At 67.1% G+C, this 23,119-nt stretch carries 20 protein-coding genes and 4 pseudogenes; 14 read left to right on the forward strand and 10 right to left on the reverse strand.

Translation table 11 applies throughout. From position 1 onward, the window contains the following. Window positions 1–100 precede the first annotated feature (100 nt). The gene (locus O1Q96_RS01100; protein WP_269246399.1) at window positions 101–301 is read right to left on the reverse strand and encodes an integrase core domain-containing protein; all 201 of its coding nucleotides are present in this window, start codon (window positions 299–301) and stop codon (window positions 101–103) included. Further along, on the reverse strand, window positions 286–654 hold the full coding sequence (locus O1Q96_RS01105) for a DDE-type integrase/transposase/recombinase (protein WP_269246400.1): 369 nt from the start codon (window positions 652–654) through the stop codon (window positions 286–288). Before O1Q96_RS01105 ends, O1Q96_RS01100 begins: the two co-directional genes overlap by 16 nt. A 160-nt stretch (window positions 655–814) precedes the next feature. Here O1Q96_RS01105 and O1Q96_RS01110 point away from each other — a divergent pair, with 160 nt between their 5' ends. Beyond that, window positions 815–1,627, forward strand: coding sequence for a hypothetical protein (locus tag O1Q96_RS01110; RefSeq protein ID WP_269246401.1), 813 nt, complete (start codon window positions 815–817; stop codon window positions 1,625–1,627). A 278-nt stretch (window positions 1,628–1,905) separates the two neighbouring features. Continuing rightward, window positions 1,906–2,247 carry a hypothetical protein gene (locus tag O1Q96_RS01115; RefSeq protein ID WP_269246402.1) on the forward strand — a complete coding sequence of 114 codons (342 nt, stop codon included), beginning with the start codon at window positions 1,906–1,908 and terminating at the stop codon, window positions 2,245–2,247. Between the two features lie 174 nt (window positions 2,248–2,421). On the opposite strand, the pseudogene O1Q96_RS01120 reads toward O1Q96_RS01115, so the two are convergent. The 4 genes and pseudogenes from O1Q96_RS01120 to O1Q96_RS44155 all read right to left on the reverse strand — a co-directional run. After that, a pseudogene (locus tag O1Q96_RS01120) lies at window positions 2,422–2,508 on the reverse strand (MerR family transcriptional regulator); the annotation flags it as partial. A gap of 281 nt (window positions 2,509–2,789) precedes the next feature. Further along, complete coding sequence (locus O1Q96_RS01125; RefSeq protein ID WP_269246403.1) at window positions 2,790–3,893, reverse strand: ParB/RepB/Spo0J family partition protein; 1,104 nt, start codon at window positions 3,891–3,893, stop codon at window positions 2,790–2,792. Continuing rightward, on the reverse strand, window positions 3,890–5,125 hold the full coding sequence (locus O1Q96_RS01130) for a ParA family protein (RefSeq protein ID WP_269246404.1): 1,236 nt from the start codon (window positions 5,123–5,125) through the stop codon (window positions 3,890–3,892). Before O1Q96_RS01130 ends, O1Q96_RS01125 begins: the two co-directional genes overlap by 4 nt. Before the next feature lie 128 nt (window positions 5,126–5,253). Then, on the reverse strand, window positions 5,254–5,541 hold the full coding sequence (locus O1Q96_RS44155) for a hypothetical protein (protein ID WP_331276011.1): 288 nt from the start codon (window positions 5,539–5,541) through the stop codon (window positions 5,254–5,256). Window positions 5,542–5,792: 251 nt separating this feature from the next. Between O1Q96_RS44155 and O1Q96_RS01140 the strand changes: the two genes are divergently transcribed. Both O1Q96_RS01140 and O1Q96_RS01145 read left to right on the forward strand, forming a co-directional pair. Next, on the forward strand, window positions 5,793–7,712 hold the full coding sequence (locus O1Q96_RS01140; protein WP_269246405.1) for a hypothetical protein: 1,920 nt from the start codon (window positions 5,793–5,795) through the stop codon (window positions 7,710–7,712). Between the two features lie 267 nt (window positions 7,713–7,979). Next, window positions 7,980–8,657: an SMI1/KNR4 family protein gene (locus O1Q96_RS01145; protein WP_269246406.1), complete on the forward strand. Its 678-nt coding sequence runs from the start codon at window positions 7,980–7,982 to the stop codon at window positions 8,655–8,657. A 479-nt stretch (window positions 8,658–9,136) separates the two neighbouring features. Here the strand turns inward: O1Q96_RS01145 and O1Q96_RS01150 are convergent, their stop codons facing one another. Further along, window positions 9,137–9,601 carry a hypothetical protein gene (locus O1Q96_RS01150; RefSeq protein ID WP_269246407.1) on the reverse strand — a complete coding sequence of 155 codons (465 nt, stop codon included), beginning with the start codon at window positions 9,599–9,601 and terminating at the stop codon, window positions 9,137–9,139. A 577-nt stretch (window positions 9,602–10,178) separates the two neighbouring features. On the opposite strand from O1Q96_RS01150, the gene O1Q96_RS01155 reads away from it, so the two are divergent. From O1Q96_RS01155 to O1Q96_RS01175, 5 genes and pseudogenes are all read left to right on the forward strand, one after another. Further along, the gene (locus O1Q96_RS01155; protein WP_269246408.1) at window positions 10,179–11,300 is read left to right on the forward strand and encodes an IS630 family transposase; all 1,122 of its coding nucleotides are present in this window, start codon (window positions 10,179–10,181) and stop codon (window positions 11,298–11,300) included. A gap of 224 nt (window positions 11,301–11,524) precedes the next feature. Next, window positions 11,525–12,523, forward strand: a complete 999-nt coding sequence (locus O1Q96_RS01160) for a ParA family protein (protein WP_269246409.1) — start codon at window positions 11,525–11,527, stop codon at window positions 12,521–12,523. A gap of 386 nt (window positions 12,524–12,909) precedes the next feature. Further along, window positions 12,910–13,317 carry a hypothetical protein gene (locus O1Q96_RS01165; protein WP_269246410.1) on the forward strand — a complete coding sequence of 136 codons (408 nt, stop codon included), beginning with the start codon at window positions 12,910–12,912 and terminating at the stop codon, window positions 13,315–13,317. Window positions 13,318–14,738: 1,421 nt separating this feature from the next. Continuing rightward, a pseudogene (locus O1Q96_RS01170) lies at window positions 14,739–15,114 on the forward strand (hypothetical protein); the annotation flags it as partial. Window positions 15,115–15,710: 596 nt separating this feature from the next. Then, entirely contained in the window at window positions 15,711–15,980 is a 270-nt protein-coding gene (locus tag O1Q96_RS01175; protein ID WP_269246411.1) for a hypothetical protein, read from the forward strand. A gap of 343 nt (window positions 15,981–16,323) precedes the next feature. On the opposite strand, the gene O1Q96_RS01180 is transcribed toward O1Q96_RS01175, so the two are convergent. Next, window positions 16,324–17,328 (reverse strand): NADP-dependent oxidoreductase, encoded by a 1,005-nt coding sequence (locus O1Q96_RS01180; RefSeq protein ID WP_269246412.1) that lies wholly within the window; start codon window positions 17,326–17,328, stop codon window positions 16,324–16,326. 101 nt (window positions 17,329–17,429) lie between these two features. Between O1Q96_RS01180 and O1Q96_RS01185 the strand changes: the two genes are divergently transcribed. Beyond that, on the forward strand, window positions 17,430–18,344 hold the full coding sequence (locus tag O1Q96_RS01185; protein WP_269246413.1) for a LysR family transcriptional regulator: 915 nt from the start codon (window positions 17,430–17,432) through the stop codon (window positions 18,342–18,344). A gap of 216 nt (window positions 18,345–18,560) precedes the next feature. Beyond that, window positions 18,561–19,106: pseudogene (locus tag O1Q96_RS44405) on the forward strand (DUF4158 domain-containing protein). Window positions 19,107–19,162: 56 nt separating this feature from the next. Here O1Q96_RS44405 and O1Q96_RS01200 read toward each other — a convergent pair. Both O1Q96_RS01200 and O1Q96_RS01205 read right to left on the reverse strand, forming a co-directional pair. After that, window positions 19,163–20,137, reverse strand: a complete 975-nt coding sequence (locus O1Q96_RS01200; protein WP_269246414.1) for an aldo/keto reductase — start codon at window positions 20,135–20,137, stop codon at window positions 19,163–19,165. A 39-nt stretch (window positions 20,138–20,176) separates the two neighbouring features. Continuing rightward, complete coding sequence (locus O1Q96_RS01205; protein WP_269246415.1) at window positions 20,177–20,788, reverse strand: NADPH-dependent FMN reductase; 612 nt, start codon at window positions 20,786–20,788, stop codon at window positions 20,177–20,179. Between the two features lie 131 nt (window positions 20,789–20,919). Here O1Q96_RS01205 and O1Q96_RS01210 point away from each other — a divergent pair, with 131 nt between their 5' ends. The 3 genes and pseudogenes from O1Q96_RS01210 to O1Q96_RS01220 all read left to right on the forward strand — a co-directional run bounded on the left by O1Q96_RS01210 (window position 20,920) and on the right by O1Q96_RS01220 (window position 22,811). Next, window positions 20,920–21,564, forward strand: coding sequence for a TetR/AcrR family transcriptional regulator (locus O1Q96_RS01210; RefSeq protein WP_269246416.1), 645 nt, complete (start codon window positions 20,920–20,922; stop codon window positions 21,562–21,564). A gap of 346 nt (window positions 21,565–21,910) precedes the next feature. Then, window positions 21,911–22,303, forward strand: a pseudogene (locus O1Q96_RS01215) (recombinase family protein); the annotation flags it as partial. Between the two features lie 106 nt (window positions 22,304–22,409). Then, window positions 22,410–22,811 carry a serine integrase family protein gene (locus O1Q96_RS01220; protein ID WP_269246515.1) on the forward strand — a complete coding sequence of 134 codons (402 nt, stop codon included), beginning with the start codon at window positions 22,410–22,412 and terminating at the stop codon, window positions 22,809–22,811. Window positions 22,812–23,119 lie beyond the last annotated feature (308 nt).

The following is a 23,119-nucleotide window of genomic DNA, read 5'->3' on the forward strand; positions in this document are numbered from 1 at the left end:
CTCCCCACGCTCGTTCGCCATCCAGCCGGAGTGAACCGTTCCGGGTTTGATCGCCGACTCCGGACTGTCCCGATTTGGGTTGAGTCGAGTTGCTTTGGTTTCACGCTACTGGTGGGGTGCGGAGTTCGTACTCCACCGGGGTGAGCATGCCCAGCGCGGAGTGTCTGCGCTGGCGGTTGTGGAAAATTTCCAGGTACTCGAAGAGCGCGGTGGACAGCTCCAGTCGGGTCCGCCACCCTCTGCGGTTGAGCAGTTCGACCCGAACCCGCGCCCAGAGGGACTCCATCATCGCGTTGTCCACGCAGTCTCCGATGGAGCCCATCGAGGGCAGCAGCCGGAGGCTCTCGCGCGCAGGGTGAATCCGCCCTCCACTCCATGGTCGGAGTGGATGATGGTGCCGCCCGGGCTCGGGGAGCGGTTGCCGATGGCCATGGCCAGGGCGTTGGTGGTCAGCGCCGCGGTGGGCGAAGCGTCGATCGACCAGCCCACCACGCGTCGTGAGAACGTGTCCAGGACGACCGCGCAGTACACCTTGCCCTCAAAGGTGGGGTGCTCGGTGATGTCGGTGACCCATAACTGGTCCCGGCGCTCATCCAGGCCGCCGCCGTCATCACCGAACCCACCGGTGTCGGTCGCCTCGGTCTGATCGGGCACCGTTCCTGACCGGTCTCCTGCCGCCCCGATGCCAGCGCGTCAGCACCCGCAAGATGAAGTGATGTCCCAGTCGCGTACGGACCAAAAGCACACAACTGGCCATACCGTATGGCTGGAAGATCGCCGTGAGATGGGCATGAATTCGGCTACGGTCGGGCGCATGGATCGCCTGTCCGAGATCACCTTCCTTCTGCCCGCGACCCCGGAATCAAGCAGTTTCCTCGGCGAGTTGCGCTCGCTGCTCGCCAAGGTGGCGTACACCGACTTCGCCGGGTCTGCGGACAGGGGCGACGGGGTAGTTGACCGATTGACCCTCACCCCACCGCAGCCCGCTGACGCCCGTCCGGTGACGACGTTTCAGCTGGCCGACGTAGCTGCGCCCGAGGTCGCCCTCGGCGCAGGCCACTCCATCGGCGTGTGGGGCGGTGACACGACCGATACGCCGTCCTTGCGGGCCAGCGTCGAAATGACCGACCTCACCCGCCGTCTCGCCGGGCACGTCCAGCGGGTCGATCACACGGGCGTGAACGTGCCCGCCTGTGCCACCTCACCCGAGCAATGGCAAGACCTTGTGAGCGCACTCGCCTCGGCGTCCACGATGTACCGCTATCCCACCGGCGAAGAGTGGCCGTTCGTCCTTCCCTCGACATCAGATGAGCTCGTCGGTGGTATCCGCGACTTCGTCGTCGGCCGCGAGCCTCGGTTCGAACTGGTATATGACCAGTGGCTGACGCAGACGCAGTGGCAGTTTGCGCTCTGGACCGACCTGACCCGTACAGAGCTGGAGCTGCTGTTTCCCGAGCCTGAGGGGATCACGTTCCCTGGCCTTGAAGAGATCTTCCGCGTCGTCCCAGTCATTCATCCTTGGCCGGGCCTGGGCATCCGATTTGACCTGTGCTACCGCATCGATGACGGCCCGTCCGATTGGGAAACCGGCGAATGGCTGATCACGGAAGGCGGCCGTATCCGTTGAGCCAGCCCGTGGACACCGGCGAAGCTCTCGGCTCCTGACGGGGCAACGACACATAGGCGACGACAGCCGCGATCACTGCCCCGCGTACCCGTGCACTTTTAGTGCACCAGGCTGTGCACGTTGTCGGCCCGTACGCCGACACCGTCCCCTTGCTGCGCAGGCCCGCTGTCGAGCCCGGGCCGCGATGTCGGTTCACAGCAGATAGGTGAGGTGGCAGGCTCACTCCACCGGGGCCGGTTGACGGCCACACGCGATGGGCCGCGAAGGGGACGGACAACATGCGCAGCAGCAGCCACGCACTGCGCCTGCTGGAAAGGGCGTGCAGGGTCATCGTGGCGCTCGGCGCGCTCTGCGCGGTGCTCCTGCTGTTGACCGTCAACCCTGAAGCTTTGTTGATCGTGTACAAGCGTGGCGGACTCACCCCGTTGATCCTCCTCTTTGCGGGGGCCTGCGTCGGCTGGCTCTGCCTGCTCCTGATCAGATCGCAGCAACGCCCACCGGTCGTGCTGGTCATCGGCGTTGTATGTGCCGTCGGCCTCCTGAGCGTGCTGTGGCAGACAACTCACGGCACGGCAGAAGAGCAGCGCTTCCCGCCACCCCCGCCCACCGCCGGGCCGTAGTCGCACCCCGAGCCCTCAGCCACCACCGCCAGCACCGGTCAGCCGACCGGCTCCCGGACGACGTCGATCGCGGGGCGCACCTCGTGCGCACCGCCCCACTCCTCATGCCATTCCGTGTCGTAGCCGCGAAAGCGCCGGGACACCAGCGCGTCAGCCACATCCGCGACGGCCTCCGTGCCGAATGGCGCGCGGGGTGGTTCCGGCGAAGGCGGCGGCATCGCCGATCTTGACTTCGCGGGGAGGCATGGCGGAGGGGTACATCGCAGACAGGGCCTTTCGTGCTGTGGTGCCCTCGACGACACCACATGCCGCTACGGCATGTGCAACTACACACCACCGGGCCCTGACGGGCCATCGGGCGGTCCCTCGCCATCGGTGTCCTGTCCCAGGACAGGCCCGCAATGGGTGGGGGGTGGGGAGATCCGTCGAGCGGGTCTGACGGCACCCCGAACAGGGGACGGGGATCCTCAAGGAGCCCCAACAGAAACGGCGTCCAGGTGTTCCGCCCCTGCCGGTCCAGGCGGGGGCGGAACTTGGAGCAGTCAGCTTGTCTGCGAGGTCGAACTCGACGCGGTCTTCTGCTGGTGGAGTTCGTTCAGAAGGTCCAGCATCTTCTCGAACTCGGTGTCGGTCATCTTCCGGATCAGGTGGTGGGCCAGGAAGACGCCGTCGTCGTAGGGCAGTTTGGGCGGAGTTCGGGTGTCGCTCTCCTGTCGCGCTGCCGGTGGGGCGGTGTTCGTACGCGGTTCGGGCACCGTCTCCGGGGACCTCTGAAGCCGCTCCCCCGCTGGAGCATCCGTTGGCGTACTGTCCGCCGCTCCGCCCGACTTTTCCACCACGGCGTAAGAGGGACTGGCGATAGCGACAGGGAGGGGCGCTGCTTCAGCGGGCTCCTCCTTCGGGTCTTCCTTCGCCCTCTTGCGCTCCTGCTTCTCAGCTTCCTTGCGGCTCCGCTGTTCCTTGAGCTCGTCCAGGGCGGCCTGTTGCTGTTCGGCGGGCTTGTTGCCGACCGCGCGCAGCAGGTCGATGGGCTCCTGGCCGATGAGGGACTGGAGTTCGGAGGTGAGATTGAGCAGGGCGAGCCGTTGCGAGACCCATCCCTGGGAGCGGTGGAGGCGTTTGGCGAGAGCGGTCTGGCTGCCGTGGATGCTCAGCAGACGGTCGAGAGCACGTGCTTCGTCGAGCTCTTCGAGGTCCTGGCGATGGATGTTGGCGACGAGAGCGGATTCGAGGAGTTCGTCGGGAGTGGCGCCCTGGTCGTCGCTGACCATGACTTTGACGGTGTCGAGGCCTGCTTCACGTGCGGCGGCGAGGCGGCTGCTGCCGTCGATGACGACGTGGGTGGTGTCCGGCTCGAGGTCGGCCTCCTGGCCCGGGTTGGCCTTCGCGTAGACGTCGCGGTTCATGACCGTGATCGCCTGCTTCTGTCCGTGATCCCTGAGACTGCCCGCGAGATCGGTGAGGTCTCCGAGGCTGGTGCGGGGGTTGTCGGGGTTGAGGCTGATGCGGTGGACGGGGAGTTCGGTCGGTGGGGCGATTCCCTCGGTGGGCACGCCGGTGGCGGCGGCGACTGCCTGCCGACGGGCGCTGATCGCCTGGGTCTGGCCGCCGAATCGCCCGGCTCCCAGCTTGTTGGCCTTGGTCATGAGATCTCCCGGGCCAGTGCGCGCATCCCGATCGCCTGCTGTGACTTGGGGGCGTAGGACAGCAAGGGCTGCTTCATGCGGACAGCTTCCTTCTGCTCCTTGAGGTCTCCGATGAGGCCTACGACCCTGGGGTCCTTTATGTCGACCCAGCCCTGCAAGGAGGAGGTGGCGATGTAGCCGCGGCGGCCGTCGTAGAGGTTGACGACGATGCCGAGGTAGTCGATGTCGATCTTCAGGTCGCCGCGGAGGTCGTCGATCTGGGCGGTGAGCAGTTCATAGGCGTCGGCCGAACTGTCTTCGGCCTGAACGACGATGAGGGCGCCGGACTGGCCGGGCTTCTCTCCATCACGGCGACGGCTGTAGTAGGCCGCGGCATCCATGCTGAGACCGAGGCTGGGCGGGCAGTCGACCAGGATGACGTCGTAGTCGGCTTCGAGCGGGGCGAGCGCGCGCTCAAGGGCTGCTTCCCGCGCGCGTACAGCAGACAGGCGCACGTCGAGCAGGAAGGCGTCGTTGCAGGCGGGCAGAAGGTGGAGGCGGCCGCCAAAGGTCTCGTCGTCGATGGAGACAACGAGGTCGCGAAGATCGCCCTTGGCGTCGCCGGCCATGTGGTTGGTGAGACTGTCGCCGTTCATCGGCAGGGGTGCGGCACCGAGCTGGTTGGTGAGGTGGCATTGCGGGTCGAAGTCGACGAGCAGTACCCGCAGTCCGAGGCCCGGCAGGTCTTCGACGTCGAGCGGACCCTCGTCGCCTCCGGCGGCGATCGCGAGTTGCTTGGCGATGCGGACCCGGTGGAGGGTGCCAGGGTCCTCGGCCAGCGCTTCACCGGTGCCCGCGGTGATGGCGGTCTTCCCGACGCCGCCCTTCTGGTTGCAGACAATGATGCGGCGCGTGATCGCAGGCCGTTCGATGTCCGGGGTGGGATTGGTGTCCAGCCACAGCTGCACGGACTGCGCCAGGCCCTGAATGAGGGAGAGCCCCCGGTCGGCGACGACGCCCCGGAACTGTTCCCACTGTCCTGCGGGAAGGAAGGTGGAAAACGAGTCGGCGCCCGCGGTGTCGATGGTCTCGGGAGCGGATGCGAGGTTGCACCAGGCGTCGATGCCCTGTTCGACTGCGGCCTGGATCTCTATGCCGTATTGAGCGGCTCTGATTTTGAGGTCCTGCCGGAGCCATCCCGGCAGTTTGGAGACGACCTTCTCGCGGTCGCCGGCGGCGGCAGGTGATGTCATGAGAGACACCTTACTAACGCGCATGATCCTTAGGAGCAGCGACACGTTAGTTAGATCTACTTGTTGCGATCGTAGGACGGACCCCTCCCCTATTACGCCGTAATAATCGGCCCCTCAAGCCCCGCCCCCTACACGACTATGACGACGTAGTCACCGACCCGGCCCGCCGTCACCACAGGCACCGCACAGACAACTGCTGCTGTGCGAACCGAACTTGGGCGACGTCGACACAAGGCCAATTCCAGGTTCTTGCGCACCAGCGATCGGATGCCGGCCCGCCAGGCGCGCAGAACGCGGTCGGTGACCATCTGGCGGGCGTGGCCGGTGCGGATGAGGTAGTGCAGCCAGACCAGCAGACCTCGTCGGGCAGCCGCAGCGGAACCGATCAGGTCCTGGGTGCCGGAGGCTGCCTGCACACGGCTTCTCCATCTGTCACGCTCGCTGCGACGGCGTCACTCTGCCCGGCATGACGGCTCGAAGCGGCCGTGCCGGCATCCCGGTCTCTGCCAGAGCCAACGAAAGCCGCCGCCGCTCAAGTGGGGCCGACCCAAGCCCCGGGCGAGGCGCCGAACGACACCGCAACCAAAGACGTGTCAGGCAGGTGAGGGTCGGTTGCGCCTGAGCGAAGAGCCTTGTCCCACCGTAAGCTGACGGAGACCATGACCGCGTGCAGCACCGAGAAGAACCCCACGAACTGCTCGTACGCGCCGGGCTCACGGTCGTCGAGGACGTGCCCCCAGGCAGCCTGTTCCCGCCAGAGGCAGCCTGGCGAATCGCGCGGGGAACTGCGGCGCCGGACGGAACGGTCGGGGAAACGCTCGATGCCGCCTGGTGGCGCCGCCTTTCCGATGTCGACGGCGAGTTCCTCGTGGCCGTCCTCGGACATCGGATCGGCGGCAACGACTCCTGGTGGACCCGGGTCCGCTACACCAGCGACGGCATACCGGAGCTGACCGGCGACCCCGGGTTCATCGCGCTCTCCCTCGACGGGCAAGTGCTGCTGGCGGAGGCGCCCACCGCGGACGGGCCTCAAGTGACAGCCGTCGACCGACTGCCGGAGCGGCTGGAGGAGGCCGCCGCAGCCGCCGGACGCGAGACGAAGGCCGAGCGCGCCGAGGTGTGGGCGGCAGTGCCCGGCCGCCGTGCGTGGCCTTTGCACTGGGCAGAAGGGATCGGCTCCAATCCGGCCGCGCCCGACGAGCTTCTGATCAGGCTGCTGGATGTGGCGGAGGGCTTCCTGCACGGCTGCGACCGACCCGCCGTCCTCGACGCCGCCGTGGATCACCCCGATCCGCAGGTGCGATCGACACCCGCCGGCACCTTCCGGCCGAAGCTCACATCCGATCAGTGGGTACGCCTGATCCGTGCCGAACCATCGCCGAGGCGCCGCGTGCTCTGGGCAGAGCATGCCCGCGCCGGGGGCGCCGACCTCCCCCAGGATCTGTATGACGACCTCCTCACCAGTTCCTCCCGCGCCCTAGCCGCCGAACTCCCGGGGCTCCCCGCACACCACCTCCCCGGCCTCGCGACCGACGCCGATCCCCGGGTGCGGACGGCGGCCTGCGGCCGGTGGGATGACATCGCAACGCCGCTACGCGAGCAGCTGCTTGCCGACACCGACGACGCGGTGCGCACGGCGGCGCTGCTCGCCCATCACACTCGCGTCCCCATGCCCCGTGAGAGCTTCGCCGCGCTGGCCGAACCGCTGCGGGCACTCGAACGGTGCCGCCTCGAGCCCGAGTTGGAGGCGGAGCTGATCCGGAACGGGGACGCGGAAGTACGCCGGGCGCTGGCCGCCAACCCGGGCCTGGGCGCGCACGGCGTCGCCGTCCTGGCGGAGGACCCGCTCGACGACATCCGCTCCGCAGTGGCATTGCGCCCTGACCTCACCGAGGAGCAACGTGCCGTGGTGCGCTACGACTTCGACCCGACGTCGATGTCGCACACCCTGCCCTGGGTCGCGGACCTGCACGGCGACACTGAGGCGATGCGCCGACTCGCAACGTCGTCCCATCCTCTTATCCGCCGCAGTGTGGCCCGTGCCCGGCATCTCCCACCAGACGTCGTGGAGCTTTTGGCACGGGACGAGGACCGGACGGTCCGCCTGTTTCTCGCCGAATCGTGCGACGACGCGCCGGCCGACATGCTGCTGGAGGTCTGGCGCTGGTGGGACGGCAGCTTCAGTCACCCCGACCGCCCCCGCAGCCACCCCCACTTCCCCCGTGCGGGCTTGCTGCACTACGCCGACGACCCCAGCGGGCGGATGCGCCGCCTGGCCCTGGACGATCCGGAGTCGACGGCGGCCGACGTCGCGCGCCTGGCCCGGGACCCCGAAGCCGGGGTGCGCCGCCGCGCAGCCGAGGATCCCCGGCTTTCACCGGCTGATGCCGTGCGGCTGCTCGACGACCCGGCGGCCCACGTCCGCGGGAGCGCGATGCGCAATCCGCGGCTGCCGGCCCGCATCCTGGCCGGGCTGCTGCACGACCGCGACACCGCATGCGCCGCAGTCACCAACCCAGCGATCCCGGTCCCCGTCCTGCACCGCATCCTGGCCGCGGCCGCGGCAGCCGTGGCAGCCCCGCGCTGAACACCGGCACCCCGCACAGCGTTCACGTTTGCCCGACAGTGAACTCCGGACGCACCTCAGCCAGTCACCCTTACACCAACCTCGCGAACACCCCCCGGGGCCCTCTGGGGGCAACGAGATCCGGACGAGCCAGAGTCGCATCGCCGCAGTAGCCCGCGCCGTTATCCGGTATTTTGACGACGCCGCACGGCTATGGCGAGAACGGATGCAGCGGCGACAGGGCTGCGTGCGAGTGTCAGTGTCAGTGGCAGCACATACGGTCTGCGCATGATTGATCAACGTTGGTCAGGAGTGCGGCAGCGCGTCTCGGCGTTGGGCGCCCAAGCGGCAAGCAGGGAAGTCTTCGGTTCGCTCGGGCACCAGTGGGCCCTGGAAGAGCCACTCACTCACGACGGGCTTGCCGAACTTGAAGCCCAGATAGGCGTGAGGCTGCCGGAGGAGTACCGGACTTTCCTCCTCCACGTCGCCGCCGGAGGCGCAGGCCCCGCCTACGGTCTCTTTCCTGTGCGCTGTGTACAGGGGCGTTGGCGCTGGGAAGGAGACGGGAGCGACCTGGCGGATCTGTCCCTGCTCGCCGAACCGTTCCCCGAACAGGGCCCGGACCCCAAGACCCGCGACGAACTCCTCGCGCAACGCCCCGAGGAAGAGAACTTCGATGAGATCGAGGAGTTCGACGACGCCATCGAAGCGTGGGACGAGAAATGGGATGCCCTCATGTTCGCTCCCGAACGCACTGCAGGCGCAATCGTCGTCAGTCACCGCGGGTGCGCCCTGCGGGAGTGGCTGGTCATCAGTGGCAGTCACCGAGGCACGATCTGGTCGGACGGCCGGGCAGACGACATCGACCTCGAGCCGCTTCTCGACGATGGAGGGAACCCGATGACCTTCTCCCGCTGGTACACCGACTGGCTAGAGCAAGCCGAGCGGACAGGACTTAAGACGTAGTCGGGACGCCTGATACTCCACACCAGCCCAGCCGCGAAGCCGGCATCGGTGTCCCAGTGCTCGCGCCTCTCCCGGCGCTGGCCATCCTCCTGCCTTCGCTACTCCAGGATGATCGTGACCTCTCTGCCACGGTGAGCATTGCGGTTGGCCGACATGGACCTGCTCCGATACGAGCGCGAGCAGCCGTTCTGCGGCCCCTCCCCCAGCTGAACCTCCGGCTATTACGGCGTAATAGCCGGACGTCGGCTCTCGCCCCCTCAGTCGCAGCCCGACAGGCCGAAGGGCCGGAACGCTGAACTATTACGGCGTAATAGAGGAAGAGCCTTGTGGGTGCAGCGCACCGAGAGCATGGCAGCTGTCCTGTCTCAGCGAAGCCAGTCGATCCCGAGTCGATGACCAGGGCGGACCAATTCCGTTGAGACGGTCGCCTTGCACTTTTGTCCGGGATGCCGCCGATGCTCAAGCCGCCTCACGCCAGCTCAGTCTGAGATGAGGTCGGAACGCATCGCTTTGCGAAGTGCGTCGAGTGCCTCGCTGAGGGCTCTTTGGGCTGATGGCCAATCGGGGTCTGCGCCTATGTCGGCCTCGTCGAAGCGGTCTCGCAGGTCCCGGACTCGCATGAACGCCAAGTCGGCCATGTAGCCAAGATGTTCCGGGGCGATGATCAGCATCTGATAGCGGAGATGGTAGGCATTGGTGGATCCGAGGATCTCGCCTGCCCGTTCCATAAGCTCTTCCCGGGGCAAGCCAGTACTGCGTTTCAGGTCTCGGAGGCGGTGCGTGGTGAGTGAGAGCGCTCCGAGGTATTCGGCATATAGCTGCTGCTTAACGGCCCGTTCGCGGGCTGAGTTCTCCCGCTGCCACCGTGACCGTTCGGCCAAAAGGGTAGTACTGACGCCCAGGATGGCGCCGAGCGCAGTGCCTGCGAGAGTCCCCCAGTCCATGGTCCCGATCGTAGGGGCGTGTTGCGGCGGGCTGGAAGAGGATCCAGGGCCCTCTGGTCCTCGATGGTGCGCTGCGATCCGTCCAGGGGTGGAGATTCCAAGGAAGCCAAGACAGTGGTGCCGCAGCCGGATGGATTCGATGAGAAGGCGACTGCCTTCAATGAGAACGGACAGCAACGGTCCGTTCAGGCTCGTACTGCTCGTACCGCGCGTGCAGATGGACGGCTTGAGCTGAGAGACGCTGAGGCAACTGGAGCCCAGGAAACGCTGGATCTGGAGCGGCGTCGTCTGTCTCGGCTATTACGCCGTAATAGATCAGCGCCTGCCGTGCTCGTCGCTGCTTGGGGTGCTGTCGTACGAGGCAGGGCGTTGCTCGGGCCGTCATCTCGTTGACGCGAGCATGTGGGCGGGCTCCTGCATTGCTTCGGTCTGCTCGACTGCAGGGGCGGTAGGCAGAACTGCTCGCTTGTCCTGGCCCCTGGATGACGGGCTAGTGCTGTGACCGCGTTGGTTCGCCGGGTTGGTGATCGTGGCGGTTGGATGGGCGGTGACGTCCGATCCGATCGTTGGAGGTGCGGTGGCTGAGCCTGTCCGTGTGCGCAGACTGACCGACCAGGAGGGGCAGAAGCTGCAGCAGATCGTGCGTCGGGGCAGCACCAGTTCGGTGCGTTACCGGCGGGCGATGATGCTGCTGGCCTCGGCCGGCGGGAACCGGGTGCCGGTGATCGCCCAGCTGGTCCAGGCCGACGAGGACACCGTCCGCGACGTGATCCACCGCTTCAACGAGATCGGCCTGGCCTGCCTGGACCCTCAGTGGGCGGGAGGCCGTCCCCGCCGACTCAGCCCTGACGACGAGGACTTCGTCGTGGCGACGGCCACCACCCGCCCGACCAAGCTCGGTCAGCCCTTCACCCGCTGGTCACTGCGCAAACTCGTCGGCTACCTGCGGAAAATCCACGGTCGGGTCATCCGGATCGGCCGCGAGACCTTACGCGGCCTGCTCGCCCGACGCGGTGTCACCTTCCAGCGCACCAAGACGTGGAAGGAGTCCCCCGACCCGGACCGCGAGACGAAGCTGGACCGGATCGAAGAGGTCCTCGACCGATTCCCAGACCGGGTCTTCGCCTTCGACGAATTCGGCCCGCTCGGGATCCGGCCCACCGCGGGCTCGGGCTGGGCAGAACGCAAACGCCCCGACCGGCTGCCCGCCACCTACCACCGCACCCACGGAGTCCGCTACTTCCACGGCTGCTACTCGGTCGGCGACGACACCCTGTGGGGCGTCAACCACCGCAAGAAGGGCGCCGCGAACACGCTGGCCGCGCTGAAATCGATCCGCGCCGCCCGGCCCGACGGCGCCCCCATCTACGTGATCCTGGACAACCTGTCCGCCCACAAGGGCACCGACATCCGCCGCTGGGCCAGGAAACACAAGGTCGAACTGTGCTTCACCCCGACCTACGCCTCGTGGGCCAACCCGATCGAGGCCCACTTCGGACCGCTGAGGCAGTTCACCATCGCCAACTCCCACCACCCCAACCACACCGTCCAGACCCGCGCCCTGCACGCCTACCTGCGCTGGCGCAACGCCAACGCCCGCCACCGCGACGTCCTGACCGCCGAACGTAAGGAACGCGCCCGCATCCGCAGCGAGAAGAACATCCGCTGGGGCGGACGCCCCCTCGCCGCTGCGGCCTGAACGACCCGGCGAACCAATGCGGTCAGAGCACTAGCGAACTAGGTGTGATGCCAGCAGTCGTGCTAGCTCACACGCTAGGCGCCGTGCCTGCCCTCGCTGTGTGCGGTGCAGACCGGGCTGCGGCCGTCCAGGTGAATTGCGGCACCAGCGATGCGTTGCTGTGGTGTTGCTGCCTGGCCGGCGAATGATCTATCCCTACGTTCGATCATCACATGATGTCCAGAATGGGACAGGAAGTGATGTCCGTGCGCTTGGACCCTGCGGGGCTCGACGTCGTCGATCTCTCCGAAGTGAAAGCCGCCCTCCGTCGCCGGGCCCAGTTGATGAGAGAAGGTCTGTTTCCCCGGAAGGTCCTTGTCGTGGTCAACGGCAAGGGCGGCGTCGGGAAGAGCAGCCTTTCCACTGCGCTGGCCGCCGCTCTCGCGAAGACCAGAGCCCGCGTTCTGCTCATCGAGATGGACGAGCAGGGAAACCACAGCGAGGACCTCGGCACCAACGGCACCGAGCTCGCTGATGATGGCATGGCACAGGCCGCTGCCATCCTCGACGGCAAGCCTCTCACCCCGACCGGTGAGGCCCGCCCCGGCCTGTACGTCGTCCCCGGCGGCAGCGCCCTGGAAGACGTGGTCGAGGAGCTGTATTGCCAAAGGCGCATTGCGGCCCACAGCGACGATCCAGAAGACCAGCTCGCCTGGATGGGCCTGTACGCCGCTGCCATCGACGCGGTGCGCGACGACTACGACGTGATCATTCTTGACGTCGCCCCCGGCTGCGAGCCCCTGCAGCTCCAGGCCCTCGTCGCCGGGGAAATGGTCCTTATCCCCTCGAAGAGCGACCCCTCCTCCCGGAAGGGCCTGCGCACCGTCGCCCGTCGCTTCGCCCAGGCCCGGGCTCTCACTCCGGTCCTACGCCTGCTGGGCGTCGTCGTCTTTGCCACCAACTCCTCTGCCACCAAGGTGCAGGCGAACATCAAGGACCAGCTGGCCGACGACCTCAACGGCGCGGCACCCGTGCTGGAGCAGACGATCCGTCACGTCGAATCCGCCGCAGTCGCCTGCCGCACGCAGGGCCGCCTTCCCCAGGAGATGGCCACAGACCCCAATCTCGATCCCGCCCTGCGGCGCTCCGTCAAAGCTCTGGCCGGCGACTACCGCTCCCTGGCCATGGAAGTGCTCCAGACCAAGGCACAGCTCGACTACGCCGATGAGGAGGAAGCAGCATGAAGAAGAACCAGACGGCCCCCGACACGAAGGACGCGAAGCGGGGCGGGCTGCCCGCCGATGGCGCCCTGGATGCATTCGCCGTCGACAGCGATGCCGTGCAGGCCGCTTTCACTCCCCGCAGACGCCGGACCCCGCCGCCCGCTCCAGCGGAAGGAACCAGTACTTCGCCGACTGCGGGGGAGGGGACCGCCACCCGGCTGCAGCCGTTCGTCGGCTCTGCTGGCTCATCGGCTCCGGGGGAGGACTCGCCGGAGCCGAACACCGCACCGGTCCACACAGCACGGTCGTCGGCACCGACAGCAACGGCAGTACGGCCCGTCGCCCCGAACATTCAGATCACCGCGCCGTCTGTTGACTCTGCCAGCGAGCCGACCCAGTGCACAGTCATGGTGGAGAGCCAGGTCCGGAAACGCTTCACGCACTACCAGACCGCAGTGAAGCTGGAGACGGGGAGCGAACCCACCAACGCGGTCGTTGTCCGCCGGGCTTTCCTGCACGTCAAAAAGAACAACTCGTGGAACATCCTTCGGGAGCGAGCGCGCCACCGGCAGCATCCCGTGACGGAAGAGGACAACGACCCAGACGGTCTCTTCGGGGATGTACCGGCCCGCCGCGTAGACCGGGGATCCGTCAAGAACAGCACCCAGCAGAGCTTCCGCCCCTCGCGGCAGGAGCTCGCCGTCTACGACGCCTTCGCCGCGGCCCATGGCTTCGACAACCGCAGCGACTTTCTCGACGCGGTCCTCGACGCCTTTCTGCCCGACCTCCCCACCAGCCGGCGCTCCACCCGCTGACGCCACCCACTCGCCAATGCCAGCCACCCGCTCGCCGGCCTCGGCGGCCAGGTTCGAAGACAGAGGCGAACCGCACCTCACACCCATTCCGCACCTGCCGCCCCTGAAATCGGTCAGCATCCCTGCCTGCCCGAGGACGCCGGAGGGGGCGGCACTGCGTTGCACGCGAGGACGCCCACGAGTCAGCAGGGCGAACGAAGCCCGCCGGGCTATTACGGCGTAATAGCCGGAGCTGCCGACAACAACGCCCCGGCTGCGTACACCACGGACCCCACGGCCTCCGAGAGGATCACAACCAGCCCGGGCCCACGTGAATCCTGGACATGCGTCCTTCCTTCGATCCTGCCTCGGCCCTAGGCTCGTGGCGGCGGCCCGTATGGGCGTCGAGCCGCTGGTGCCACTGAGGAACGCCGTGGACGTGCCATCACTGATCCTCCTCGGAGCGGTGGGATGCACTACGCGGCCTCCTAGAAACCTACAACCGGTTCCGGGAATGGCAGACGGACCGCAGGACAAGAAGGTGAACAGCCCCGGTTCGCGGAGTACTTCGATCCCGTCGCAGCCTTGTGCACAGTGCGATGAGCGCCAGTGCCGCCGTGTTCTTCGGACCACCGGCCAGATCAGCGATGCGTACGCACCCAACGTCGTCGGCACTTCGTCGTGGGTGATCCTTACGCAACTGGGCCGTGTTCAGGCAGTGAGCGATGCCATCACCGTTACGCCCCAGCCGGGGACGAGTACCCGGGGGGCCACCGGCCGAGGATTCCCCGCAACCTGTTCCGCCCGCTCCAATGCCGACGCTGCCGGACGCCACGACCGCGCCTCAGAGGCCATCCGTCACCACCGGCAGTCCCACACACGCACCCTCGATCCTGGCCTCGACCTCGGCATCCGCGATGAGCCCCGCACCGACGCTCTGAACACCAACCTCCCGCCGAACAGCGCAGCCACCGGGCCACAGCCGAACGGCCAGCCTGTGCACGGGAACCGGCGGGGGAGTGGTGGCAGCCAACAATCGGCGCCGCTTCCCCACAGCCCAGCCGTCAGCGAGGAGGGAACAGCACGATGACACAGCCCTTTGTCAGTCGGCGTATCGCCTCCGCAGCCGTGGGCGCCAACCGCTCAGGCAGTCGCCGTTCAGCCGCAGCGCAGCAGCGCCAACTTCCCGTTGGATATCGGCTGATGGCCTTGCTTTTTGGGCATCCATAACACGCTCGGTCGGACGACGACAGGATCACTGTCCTTCGCCGCATACGTCACCTCAGGTTCAGCCTGACGAGCAACGACTCGACCTCGCGCAACGCGGCGTAGCTTGGCGCCCGTGCCAGCAGCAGCACGGCGCGGCACGTCAGCAGTACGAGGAAGTCACTGATGAAGAACCGCGTCCCGCACCGCGCTCTGATCAGCACGTCAAAGGGCACCTGCTGAGTGAGGACCGCCAAGAGTACGAGCGGATCCTCGACGAGGCGCTGCGCCCCGCACCACACCGTCCGGAACTCGCCGCTGTCGGTCAGCGGCTCAACCCCGAGCAGCTGCGCACGATGGCGCTCAACGCCACCACGATCATCACGGCGGCCGCGGCGACCGAGTACCAGCACTACGTGAAGGTCCGCGAGGAACTGCGCCAGCCGGCGCCGTCCACCCCTCCCGTCCGGTGTGAAGTCGGTTCCATGAAGCCGGACGTAACTGGCCTAGGAAAAGGCCGCCGAGACCGCCAGGGCAAGTGCCGCTGCGGTCGTCGCCGTCTTCACCGGCACGGCCGCAGCGATCCTTCTGCTCGTCGGCTACGTGCTGCGGGGTACCGCAACTCGGCTACCACCCCCGGGCTTCAACAATGCCGACGGCGACGTCGGCAGCTCGCCAGCGGGCCTCCGCTCCAGTCTCTCCAGTTCGGACTTCAGCAGCCCAGACGTCGGGGGACTGGGGCACACTCCCGAGTAGCGGTCCGCCGAAGGAGTTCCGCCACGCGGTTCGCGTACTGGACTGATCACCGGAGGAATGCGATCCCGAATCGCAGCTTCCTGATGCACATCTACATACAAAACGGCACAAAAGGCTCGAAGCGGCCGAAAATGCGAATGCCAGAAAGGCCCCTAGAACGCTCGAACTCGCGGGTTCCGGTATGAGGAGGCGCTTGGCTGCGCGGCAAGCCGTCAGACGCCCTCTCAGGCGATTCGGAGAAGCCAAAAGGACCTCGACTCACCCATTCGAGTCAGCAAATACACGCAGAGTGCATATCAGTTGGCGTCGGGCCATGCCCCGGACCTCGGACTGGTATGGCTGACCGAGCTGCTCTGGGGCCAGTTCGCGGTTCTCCTGCCTGAGCGGCAGCAGTACCACACGGACACCCACTGGGCTGCCATCTCCACGCATCAGCGACCGGATCGCCAAATATGTTGCAGCTCCCGCGGTTCGGCTTCGCCGACCAGGCGATCGCCGACATGTCCTGCTCGGCCACCACGATTCACTACCGTCGCGACAGGCGGATCAGGCTCGGCACCTACGTCGTACCCAAGACGATCGCGCTGAAGTCCACGACCGGATCGTCGGCCTTGCTCTCGATCAGATGGCGCTCGATCAACGTCGAAGTCGATACCAAACTCGCCAAGCCTGACCCGGCCGGCAACCGGCCGCTGCGGGCCCGGTGTCCGGAACGGCCATAGCGTCACGATGACATACAGTGCGGCGGCCGTGGCGGCGGGGTGGTCGGGGCAGGCCCGTGAACTGGTGCTCGTGTGGTGGAGCGGGAACATTGCGGATGCCTGCTGCCGGGCCCTCTCGGCGTACGGCCGATTTGCCAGTAGGAGTACTCAAGACGAATGTCTGACGCTGCCGCAGCGAGAACGGGTGGAGCGTGACATCGATGGAGCGAACGGCGTATCCGCGATTCAAGCGGCTCTGCCTCACGCGGCTGATGTAAGTGGAAGGCCACGCTCTGCCCGACGGGTGCGGCCCCGGGCAGAGGAGGCCCCGCTCTCTCTGGGGCGCCGGGCACGCCCCGGTCCGTCAGACGTCCGCCCCGGCCGCCCGCACGATGATCTTGCCCTGGTTCTCGCCCCGCAGCATCCCCAGGAACCCGTCCACGATGCTGCCGAAGCCGTCGACGACGGTCTCATCAAGTGTGACACGTCCACTCTGTAGATGCGGTACGACGAACTCGTACAACTCCTCCTGCAGGTCACGGTAGTTGCGGACCAGGAAGCCTTCCATGCGCAGGCTCTTCTCGACAATGTCGGAAAGGTTGCGCAGGGCGTAGGGCGTGCCGGTGCTGTTGTACTGGGCGATCGTGCCGATCCGCACGATCCGTCCGTACTCACGCAGCGAGGAAATCGCCGCTTCGAGGTGCTCGCCGCCGACATTGTCCACGTAGAGGTCGATCCCGTCGGGCGCCGCCTTGGCGAGCAGCTCGGCCACCGGGCCCGAATGGTAGTCGAAGGACTCGTCGTAGCCGACGTGTTCGGTCAGGTAGGCGGCCTTCGCTGTCCGGCCCGCGCTGCCGACCAGTCGTCCCGCGCCCATCAGCCGGGCGAGCCGCCCGGTGGCCGTGCCCACACCGCCAGCTGCCGCCGAGACGAACACGTCCTGCCCCTCGCGGAGTTCGGCGATGCGGGTGAGACCGATGTAGGCGGTCAGGCCGGTGCCGCCGAGGATGCTCAGGTGCGCGGAGAGCGGCACACCGTCGAAGCGCGGGACGACACGCGCCTCTTCGGGGGTGACGACGGTGTGGGTGCGCCAGCCCAGCCGGTGGAAGACGATCTCGCCCTCGCGGAGCGCCGGATCGCGGGAGTCCACGACCCGGCCGATGGTACGGCCCTCCAGGGGCGCGTTCAGCGCGAAGTCCCCGTCCATCATTTCGCGGTGGTAGGGGTCCACCGACCAGTACAGGTTCTCCACCAGCACCGCTCCAGGGCCGGGTTCCGGCATCGCGGACTCGACGAAGGCGAAGTGGCCGGAAGTGGGGAAGCCATGGGGGCGGGCGGTCTGGTGCACGGTGAGCGCGGTCTCGGTCATGACCGTGACCGTACGGAGGAATGCGGAGGCCGGGGAGAGGGTTGCGCTCATGGAACGGCCCGATCCATGAAGGGCCCTCATAGAAGCAGGTAGAACCCCCTATGGCAGCGACAGCCCCCGTAGCCCCCGCGCTCAAAGCGGCTGCGGCCACCGACCTCGCCCCGCACGAGCTCCGCATCCTCGCGGCTGTCGACCGCGAGCGCGGGTTCTCGGCGGCCGCCAAGGCCCTCGGGCTGACCCAGTCCGCAGTCTCGCACTCCATACGCGGGACGGAACGCAAGGTCGGAGCGGTCCTCTTCGAGCGGGGCCGCAAGGGCGCGACGCCCACCGCGGCCGGCGCCACCGCGGCCGCCCACGCCCGCCGGATCCTGCGGCTCCTGGACACCCTGGCCGCAGAAGCCCGCGGCGCCGAGCGGGGCACGGTCGCCGGCCCGCTGCGCATCGCCGCCTTTCGTAGCGCCGCCCTCTACCTGCTCCCGCCCGTCCTGGAGCGCCTCAGCGCCCGCCACCCCGGCATCGAACCGGAGGTACGTGTCGTCCGCGAGCTGGGCGCGGGCACCGCCGGCGAGGTCGCCGAGGGGCGCGCGGACGTGGGTATCGCAACGATCGGCGCCACCTCGGCCCTGCCCGCTGGGCTCATCGGCGACATACTCATCAAGGAGCCCTACTCGCTGGTGCACCCGGCCGGCCACCCCGCCCCGCGCTCCCTGCCGCTGGTGGACTGGCACGAGAACTGCGGCTCCTACACCCGCCAGTGGTGGGCCGTGCAGGACTGGATTCCGAAGGCTACCGTCCTGACCGAGGACGACGGCGCGGTGCTCTCCATGGTGAGCAGAGGTCTCGGCATGGCGATCATGCCCGCGCTCTCGCTGAACGAAGCACCCGACGGCATTGAGATCACCGACCTCGGACCCGAGCGTCCGACCCGTTCCGTGGGCTACATCACCACCCCGGAGCTGGCCTCCAGCGTCTCCGTCCGCGCCCTGATCCGCGAGCTCAGAGCGACCCGCCAGTGAATGTGCGAGGGTCGAGTATGAGCGGAGCAGAGAGTGTAGTTTGATGTCAGGCCAGCCGTCCCCTCCCTTCGCTCCAGCTGTCCCGGCGTTGGGGACCATCGGTACAGCCGCTGGGTTAAGCACTTGATCTTGGTCGTTTAGCACACATGATCGGCCTTTCGGAGGTATTCGGCGGAAGATCCACGGTCGCTCACAGCGGCTGGTTACGTCCGCAATATGCCCGTGGCATTTTTGACTGATGAGCAGGCCACCGCGTTCCTATCGTTCGCGGATGAGCCGACGAGACTTGAGCTGAAACGGTTCTTCTTCCTCGATGACGAGGACCGGAAGCTGATCGCGAAGTGGCGTGGTGATCACAGCCGTCTCGGTTTCGCGGTGCAGATCTGTACAGTCCGTATATCGGACTGCTCCTGGACGATCCCTTGGCGGTCCCGTGGTCGGTGGTGGAGCACCTGGCCGAGCAGTTGGAGATCGAGGATGTCTCCTGCGTCAAGGAGTACACCGAGCGGCTGAAGACGGCGTACGAGCGCGCGTGGGCGATACGCGGGACGACGCGGTATTTGGACGCTGTCGTCGCCCAACTCCGCGCTGCGGGCCACGACATCAAGGACGAAGACGTGGCCCGGCTGTCCTCTCTCAAGCACAAGAATTTGAATGTCCTGGGCCGCTACAGCTTCAGCGCCTGGAAGCCGGTCGACGGTTTGCGACCGCTGCGCGACCCGGACGCCCGACCTCGACGGCGACGAAGGCGGCGACGAGTGAGGCCGGGGGCGGACAGGATCAGTCTGCTGCCCTGACGCCCACTGGTCCCGGTTCCGTCACCTCCTGGCACCTCGGTCAAGGCCGTTACTGGCTGTACCGAACACCCCGGAGTGGGTCTGCGTGAGGAAGTCGCTGGGGAATCCGAGAGTGAAGTCGGCGGCGGCTTCCAGGCGCCGTACCTGTTCCTCCGACAGGGTTGTGTCGAGCGCGCCAAGGTTATCGGCCAGCTGTTCGGCAGTGCTGGCGCCCAGGATTGGATGCACAGCCGCGGAATGTGACCGGGTCCAGGCAAGGGCGACCTGGGCGTGCGTGGCGCCGATCTCGTCGGCGACCTCACGCACGGCTGCGACCACGGTGTGTTGCTGAGGGGTGAGGTCGGAGGGCCGGCCGGTCAGGATGCCGTGCGCCAGGGGGCTCCACGCTGCGACGGTCATCTCGAACGACTCGGCCATAGGGAGCAGTTCGCGCTCGATGTCCCGCTTCAGCAGATTGTAGGGCACTTGCAGGCCGGCGAAGGGTGTCCAGCCTCGCCAGTGGGCCAGCGTATTGGCCTGGGCGACGACCCACGCCGGGGCATCGGAGATCCCGACGTAGAGGATTTTGCCGGCGCGGACCGCGTCGTCCAGCGCCCGCATGGTCTCGTCGACGGGAGTGTGCCGGTCCCACAGGTGCACCCAGTAGATGTCGATGTAGTCGGTCCGCAGCCGCTCGAGGCTCTGTTCCAACGACAGGGTGAGGCTCTTGCGGTGATTGCCTGCGGCGTTGGGGTCGGTGATGTCGCGCGAGAGCGTGTACTTGGTCGCCAGGGCGAAGCGGTCGCGGCGGCCGTGCAGCAGCTCACCGAGGATGCTCTCGCTCTGCCCGTCGCGGTAGACGTTGGCGGTGTCGACCACGTTGCCGCCGGCGTCGTCATAAAGGTCGATGATGCGGCGGGACTCGGCGGGCGAGGCGGCGCCGTCCCCGAAGCTCATCGCGCCCAGGAACAGTTCGGAGACGCGAAGCCCGGTCCTGCCCAATAGTCGGTACTGCATGACTCCCCCGGTCTTCGTGGATGGTCCGGATGCTTGTCGCTACGCGGGTGCTGCCTGCGTGGTGGCCGTACGCAGAGACTTGAGCGCCCCGGACCAGGCAATGACCTCGTCCAGCAGCTCGTTCAGCGTCGGTTCCTGGTGGGGGCCCGGGGTGATGACGCCGGGCTCGGCCGGGTCGGTGATCTCGAAGTCGGTGAAGGCGGAGAGGGCGACTTGGGTGCGCACGTTGGCGGCCTGAAGTTCGGTCATGGTCAGCCGCAGGTGCTCCACGGCGCGGGTGCCCCCGTGTACGCCGTGGCTGACGAACCCGGCCGCTTTGTTGTTCCACTCCGCGTACAGGAAGTCGATCGCGTTCTTCAGCGCGCCGGGGAAGGAGTGGTTGTACTCCGGGGTGACGAAGACGAACCCGTCGAACGAGCCGATGGTTCGTGCCCACCGGATGGTGTGCGGGTGGCGGTAGTCACCGAACAGGGCCGGGAGCGGCTCATCCAGGACGGGAAGCGCGTAGTCCGCCAGATCCACGGTCTCGAAGGCCGCCTCTCCCCGGGAAACGGCTGTGTGCCGGGCGGCGACTTGTGCGACCCATTTGGCCGTGACGGCCGTCCTGCGGGCCGACCGGGTGCTGCCGATGATGATGGCGATCTTGAGCATGTCTCTCTCCTCGACTCGACGTGCACACGCAGCAGCGGACCGCGGTGCTGTGTGCCTCAGCAGGAGGTAAAGTACAACGCTCATAGCATTTAGTAAAACGATCGTTGCAAAAAAAGCCTGGAGGGCCCAGCATGACCAGTCAGAACACCGCAACCGGACGCCCTCGAGGCCGGTCAGCGGACAAGCGCCAGGCAATCCTTGGAGGCGCACTGACCGTCTTCGCCCGGGACGGCTACACCCGCGCCAGCATCGACGACATCGCCACCGAGGCCGGGGTGTCCACGCGCACCATCTACAACCACTTCACGGACAAGGCCGAGCTCTTTCAGGTCACCATCAAGGAGAGCGCCACCCTCGCAGCCGGAGCCCAGCTCGCCATCATCGACCGGCACCTGCGCAAGATCATCGACCTGGAGGCCGACCTCCTAGACTTCGGCCGGGACTTCGCCACCCCGATGGCTGCCGCGCACTCGGCGCACTTCGCACTCGTACGCCAGATCAACGCCGACGCCGGACACATCCCGCAGGCCGCCATCGACGTCTGGCAGGAATCCGGCCCCCTGCGGGTCCGCCGCGAACTCGCCGCACACCTGCGCCAATGGTCGGACCAGGGGCTGCTCCGCACTGCCGACCCCGACCAGGCAGCCGTCCACCTCATGCTGCTGATCTCAGCCGCGGACCCCTCTCGCCCAGGCTCCGGCGCACCCACACAGGAGGACATCGACGACAGGATCGCCGCCGGCATCCATGTCTTCCTCAACGGCTACCGGCGCTGACCCCTCGGACCCGCTCTCCGCCAGCTCCGAGGCAGCTCCGCGCGTCGGGTCACCCCTCTTGGAGGGATACTGACAAGCGGGCGGAAGCAGGGCCTACGACTCCTGAGCCAAGCCGCAGCCCCGACTGCGATGACCCGACGCTCTTACAAATGAACATCTGTGAGAGTTCTGAGAACGGCCCGCGAGTGATCACGTTTCCGCAGGTCGGCGTTCCCAAAGGTCCCCTCGAAAACGGCGTGTTGTGCGAGGCATTTCTGAGAGACTGCGGCCACGGATCTCACGCCCGATCAGGCCGCATTGGCGGTAGAACGTCACGACTGCCCGAACTGTGACGCGCTCGTCGGCAGTGCCGCACCCGTGGCGGGAAGACCGCCGTGAAGTACCACACCCCGCGCTTCGTCCTCGTCCCCGCGCTCCGCGAGGAACTGGAGGTCGCCGACCGCGCCCCCGACCGCGCCTGGAAGCAGGTCCCCGGCCTCGCGGTGGTCCCCCAACCGCGTGCCGAGCCGCCGATCAGAATCGGGTACGCGAGAACATCGACCGCCAGGCAGGAACTGGCGAGCCAGCTCGAAAAGCCCTCAACCGGGCGGAGTGCCACAGGGTCTTCAAGGAGCAGATCAGCACCCGGGTCAAGGTCCGGCCCAAACTGGAGAAGGCGCTCGCGCTGGCCCATCAGTTCAAGGAGGCGGCCCCCGAGACACCAGTCATCCTGACCGTGCACGAGCTGAAGCGCCTGGCCAGGAACGCGGCCGAGCTGATGACGCTGTCCGCCGAGCTCCAGGCCGGCGACATCCAGCTCGGGGATCCTCACCGGCCCACTCACCGGCATCTAAGACCTGTCCGGCGTGGGCGCCATGCTCTTCGCGGTCCTGGCCGTCGCCGCCCAGCTCGACCGCAACTACATCCGGGAGAAGACCCTCGAAGGCCAGGTCGCCGCCGCGTTCAAGGGCAACCACGGCGGATGTCCGAAGGTCATCGACGACGACATGCTCACCTTCGCCCTAGCACTGAAGGACAAAGGCGTCCCCGTCCCCGACATTGCGAAGAAGCTCACCATCAAGGTCGGGAAGAACGCGGACAAGGACCCCTCGGTCGCCTCGCTGTACCGGGCGCTCGCGGAAGCCGAGTCCGCCTCGAACTGCCCGTCCGGGAAGGGCAGTTGCTGGGCTCCTACGCGTCAGTGGCGGCATAGAGTCTGGTGCGCCATCCGACCGCCATGCCTGCGGCACCAGCGCCTAGAACGCTGACGGGTTGTTCCGGCTCGTCAGGGTCTGCCTCGGACTGGTCTTAACCGAGCCGACAGCAACTATCAGGGTGTCTGCCACCTCGCCAGCAGCCCCGACGGGTGGATCGAGATCCAGTCCACCCCGGTTCCCGGACACAACGGTGAAGATGACCTCTACGCTCCGGAACAGCCTGCGGCCCAGGAGCTGTTGCCACCACTTCTATTCCGGATCCAGCCCTGCAGGCCTGCCTGGGTTCTATTGAAGGGCTCATCTACCTCCACCTCGAGGCAACGTGAACAGCTACTGATCCACAGGTTCTGACAATTGTC

Source organism: Streptomyces aurantiacus, assembly GCF_027107535.1.
In the GTDB taxonomy this organism is placed as follows: domain Bacteria; phylum Actinomycetota; class Actinomycetes; order Streptomycetales; family Streptomycetaceae; genus Streptomyces.